Annotated in this window: 4 protein-coding genes; 1 reads left to right on the top strand and 3 read right to left on the bottom strand. The window is 63.5% G+C overall.

The features are described from left to right. The 3 genes from F8J34_RS03460 to F8J34_RS03450 all read right to left on the bottom strand — a co-directional run. Nucleotides 1–940 (bottom strand): hydantoinase/oxoprolinase family protein (locus F8J34_RS03460; protein WP_297056561.1); only part of this gene is annotated, 940 nt, incomplete at its 3' end. Next, the gene (locus F8J34_RS03455) at nt 940–1428 is read right to left on the bottom strand and encodes a metallophosphoesterase (RefSeq protein ID WP_297056560.1); all 489 of its coding nucleotides are present in this window, start codon (nt 1426–1428) and stop codon (nt 940–942) included. The genes F8J34_RS03455 and F8J34_RS03460, both read right to left, overlap by 1 nt. 54 nt (nt 1429–1482) lie before the next feature. Continuing rightward, complete coding sequence (locus F8J34_RS03450; RefSeq protein WP_297056558.1) at nt 1483–3957, bottom strand: HAD-IC family P-type ATPase; 2475 nt, start codon at nt 3955–3957, stop codon at nt 1483–1485. Nucleotides 3958–4037: 80 nt separating this feature from the next. Here F8J34_RS03450 and F8J34_RS03445 point away from each other — a divergent pair. Beyond that, nucleotides 4038–4562 (top strand): flagellar assembly protein A (locus F8J34_RS03445; RefSeq protein ID WP_297056556.1); only part of this gene is annotated, 525 nt, incomplete at its 3' end.

Genomic DNA, 4562 nt, shown 5'->3' with positions numbered 1-4562 from the left:
CCCCTATGGTGTGGATGTCCAGAAGCGGGAGTGCCACCGGATGCCCCTCGATCTCGTATTCCCGGGTAAAGGAGGGTTGCCCCTCCACCAGGGATACATCCGTGGAGGTCCCTCCCATGTCCAGGGTGATCAGGCGGGAGTACCCCAGTTTTCGGGCCAGAGCCAGGGCTCCCATTACCCCTCCGGCCGGGCCGGAGAGAAGGGTCAGGACGGCCCGTTTCCCCGCCGTCTCGGCCGGCATGAGCCCCCCGCTCGATTGCATGACAAAGAGCCGGACCCCGGGAAGGGCCCGGGAAAGGTTTTCCACATACCGGGAGATCACCGGGGCCAGATAGGCATTGAGCAGGGTGGTGGAGGTGCGCTCGAATTCACGAAACTCCGGCCGGATCTCCGAGGAAAGGGAGAGATGAATTCCCAGGTCCGCCAGGGCCTGTCCCAGACGCCGCTCGTGTTCCGGAAAGGCGTAAGCATGTAACAGACAGATGGCCACCGCCTCGGGGCGCTTGAGCTGTACCCAGAGCCGCACCCGCTCGATCTCCTCCTGGGTGAGGGGGATCTCCACGGTCCCATCAGCCCGGACCCTTTCTCGCACTCCCAGCACCAGGCTTCTGGCCACCACCGGACGGGGTTTTTCCACCAGGAAGTTATAGAGCTCCGGGCGAGCCTGGCGCCCGATGAAGATCACCTCCTCAAAGCCCCGGGTGGTAAGAAGGGCCACCCGGGCCCCTTTCCGGGTGAGAAAGGCGTTGGTCCCCACGGTGGTGCCGTGCAGGAGTTCCGCGACCCGCTGCCCGGTAAGTTCTTCCAGGCGGGAAAGCCCCGCCAGGATGGCCCGGGACGGATCCTCCGGGGTGGAGGGAACCTTGAGGGTTACCAGTCTTTCCCCGGCCTGGGCCACAAAATCGGTAAAGGTTCCCCCGGTATCCACCGCCACCCGCATCAGAATTCCACCTTCTCCACCCGTCGCTCCTCCGTATCATAAAGGGCCAGGGTAGGGGGGCCTTCCTTGCCCAGCAGTTCCCCGGGATTGAGGATCAGGCACCCTCCCACCTGCAGGGTCTTCCATACGTGGGTATGTCCGCAGAGGACTAGATCGTAATCCCCGGTGGCGGCGAACCCCCGGGCCAGTTCCGGATAGTGCACCATGGCGATGCGCAGGCCTCCCACCTCCACAAAGGCGAACTCTCCGTGAAAATGGATGTGCGGGAAACGGGCCACCTGTTTCTCCAGAAGATGGGGATCTCCCCGGTTGTTCCCCAGGATAAGATGTACCGGGCCGGGGAATTCCGCAAGCACCGGGACCATGAAGGGAGAAATGAGGTCTCCGCAATGGAAGACCACCTCGGCTCCCCTCTCCCGGGCCAGGGAAAGGGCTTTTCGCAGATGAGGAATGTGATCGTGACTGTCGCTGATGATGGCCAGACGCACGGCTATCCTCCTCGGATGGGATATCCAGAAGTATTTATTCCCGGGCCCGGGGCGTCAAGACCCGGCCACCCGACGCAGGAACTTCTTGGCCTCCACGGCCAGGAAGAGGAGAAGCCCTCCGGCCAGGATCAGCCCCCAGGCCTCCACCGGCAGGGGTTCCACGCCGAAGATCCGCCTCAAGGGAGGCAGATAGGTGAAAAGGAGCTGCAGTACCACCACCGTAAGAAGCCCCGGGACAAGGGCCGGATTTCCGGTCCAGAGCCTCCGCAGAGAAAGGGCGGAGGCGGAAAGGAACCGGGTATTGAGCAGATAGAAGGCCTCCATAAAGACCAGGAGGTTTACGGTAAGGGCCCGGGCCTGGGCCAGTCCCCGGTAGTTTTTCCAGAGGATAAACCCTCCCCAGGCCACCAGGGCCATGATCACCGAGACCACCCCGATCTGGAAAAGCAGCCCCCGATCCAGAAGAGGGGCCGTTCCGGGTCGGGGAGGACGGGACATGAGGTCCTTTTCCGCGGGCTCAAAGGCCAGGGTCACCGCCAGAGCCACGGTGGTTACCAGATTGATCCAGAGGATGTGCAGCGGCAGGACCGGCAGCACCGAGGCGGCCAAAAGACTCCCCAGCAGGATGAGCCCCTCGCCTCCGTTGGTGGGGAAGATGAAAAGCAGGGTCTTCCGGAGGTTATCGAATACGGTGCGTCCTTCCTTTACCGCTCCCACCAGGGTGGCGAAATTATCGTCCAGGAGGACCATGTCCGCGGCTTCCTTGGCCACCTCGGTGCCGCTACCCATGGCCACCCCGATATGGGCGGCCTTAAGGGCCGGGGCGTCGTTCACCCCGTCGCCGGTCATGGCCACGATCTCTCCCCGGGCCTTGAAGACCTCGATCAATTTCAGCTTGGTCCGCGGGGTGGCCCGGGCCACCACGTCCGTTTCGGAAAGCCACCGGGCGATCCTTTCCGGGGAGGCTTCCTCGATCTCCCTTCCCGGGACGGCCGGCCCGGAGAGCCCCACCGCCCGGGCAATGGTCTCCGCGGTGAGAGGATGGTCGCCGGTGACCATCTTTACCCGGATCCCCGCGGCCAGACAGGTGCGCACCGCCGGGCCGGCCTCCTTCCGCGGAGGGTCCCGAAATCCCACCAGCCCTAGGGGACGAAATCCCTTGGTCGGGACATCCCCGGAGATCCCGGAAGCGTTGGTTTCCATGGAGGCCAGGGCCAGGAGCCGAAGTCCCTGCCGGGCCAGGTCCGCAAGCTGTTCCAGGAGGGGTTCCTTCCCTTCACATCGATCCAGGACGATCTCCGGTGCTCCTTTAAGGAGCAAGCGACGCTGCCGGCCCTCCTCCTCCACCAGAAAGGCGGCGTATTTTCGGGAGGAATCAAAGGGAATCCGATCCAGGACCCTTCCGCCGGGAGGGGAGATCACCAGTTCCTCGAGCGCCCTGTCCACCGGATGTCCACCCTCCAGTACCCAGGCGAGGGCTTGAAGGAGCGGTCTCAGGGAGGGGATCTTTGCAGCCTCCGCCTCCGGATAGACCCTTCCCTCCGGATCCACCAGGACCTCCACCCGGAGGCGGTTTTCGGTGAGGGTTCCGGTCTTGTCCGTGAAGATGATGGTGGTGCTTCCCAAGGTTTCCACCGCCGGAAGATAACGGACGATGGCCTTTTGGCGGGCCATACGTTTTACTCCCATGGCCAGGGCCACGGTGAGGATCACCGGAAGTCCCTCCGGAATGGCCGAGACCGCCAGGGCCACCGCCGCCATGAAGGATTCCTCCATGCCGAACCCCCGCCAATACCCCACCCCGAAGGTAAGTCCGGTCAATCCCAGGATGGCCAGGCTGATCCAGCGGGTGAAGACCTCCAGGCGTTGCATGAGAGGGGTCTTGGGGATCCGGATCTCACCCATCATATGGGCCAGACGCCCGAACTCGGTCTGGGCTCCGGTGGCGGTAACCAGGGCCGTTCCCTCCCCGGAGACCACCAGGGTCCCGGAAAAGACCATGTTTCGGCGTTCAGCCAGGGGAAGATCCTCCGGGAGATCCCCGGGGGATTTCTCCTGAGGGAAACTCTCTCCGGTAAGAGCGGACTCATCCACGGTGAGATTGCGGGCCTCGAGAAGCCGGGCGTCGGCCGGGACCTTCATCCCCGCCCGCAGGACCAGCACATCCCCGGGAACTACCTCCTCGGCCGGGATCTCCCGTCGAACCCCCTCCCGAATTACCGTGGCCCGGGGGCTCAGATATTCCTGCAGACCGGCCAGGGTGCGTTCGGCCTTGAGCTCCTGGAGAAAACCGATCAGGGCGTTGATTACCACCACCGCCCAGATAACCACCGCGTCCAGGAGCTTTCCCAGAAAATAAGAGACCCCACCGGCCACAAGCAGGGCGTAGATAAAGAGGGAACGAAACTGTTCCAGGAAGATCCGCAGCGGAGATCGTCCCCGGGCCAGGGGCAAACGGTTGGGACCGTAAAGCTCCCGTCGTTTCCGGGCCTCCTCTTCGGAAAGGCCCGTAAGGGGAACGGTTTTCATCCTAAAGATTCTAACCCGGATTCCAGAAAGAGGATAGGAGAGGTTTTGTATTCCCGCAGGAGATCTGCTACTCTAAAGGCGTGGGGAGGGAGACTGTTACCCTGGAAGAGGGCTACCGGCTCAGGGTTTCTCCGGACGGACTTGAGGCCTGGCTGGAGGCTCCGCCGGGCAAGGAACTCTCGCCCCGAATCTTCTATCGATTTCGATCCCAGCTGGAAGACCTGGGGCTCAAGAATCTTCTGGATCCACCGGTAAGGGAGGGGTCCCGCTTGATCGTGGCCCGGGGGCAACCGCCCCAGCACGGTGAGGACGGGCGCATCGAATTCCTGATCGATCTCTCCCGGGGGCCGCGGGAGGTCTCTCCGCACCGGGTGGACTGGCGGGAGGTGAATGCCCTGGTCTCCGTACCCGCCGGTACCGCGGTGGCCCGCGTGCTTCCCCCCACTCCCGGAGTGCCCGGGCTTACCGTGTGGGGAGAACCCCTTCCCCCCAAACCCGGCCACAAACTCCGTCTCCGGAAGGAGACCTCCGGGGTGGACGAGAAACTCAGGGGCCTGGAGGAGGAACTGGAAGGGATGACGGGGGAGGCTGTCTCTTATACACAT

The sequence above is a fragment of the Thermosulfurimonas sp. genome (genome assembly GCF_015491435.1).
GTDB lineage: Bacteria > Desulfobacterota > Thermodesulfobacteria > Thermodesulfobacteriales > Thermodesulfobacteriaceae > Thermosulfurimonas_A.
This window is presented reverse-complemented; position numbering and strand designations above follow the sequence as displayed.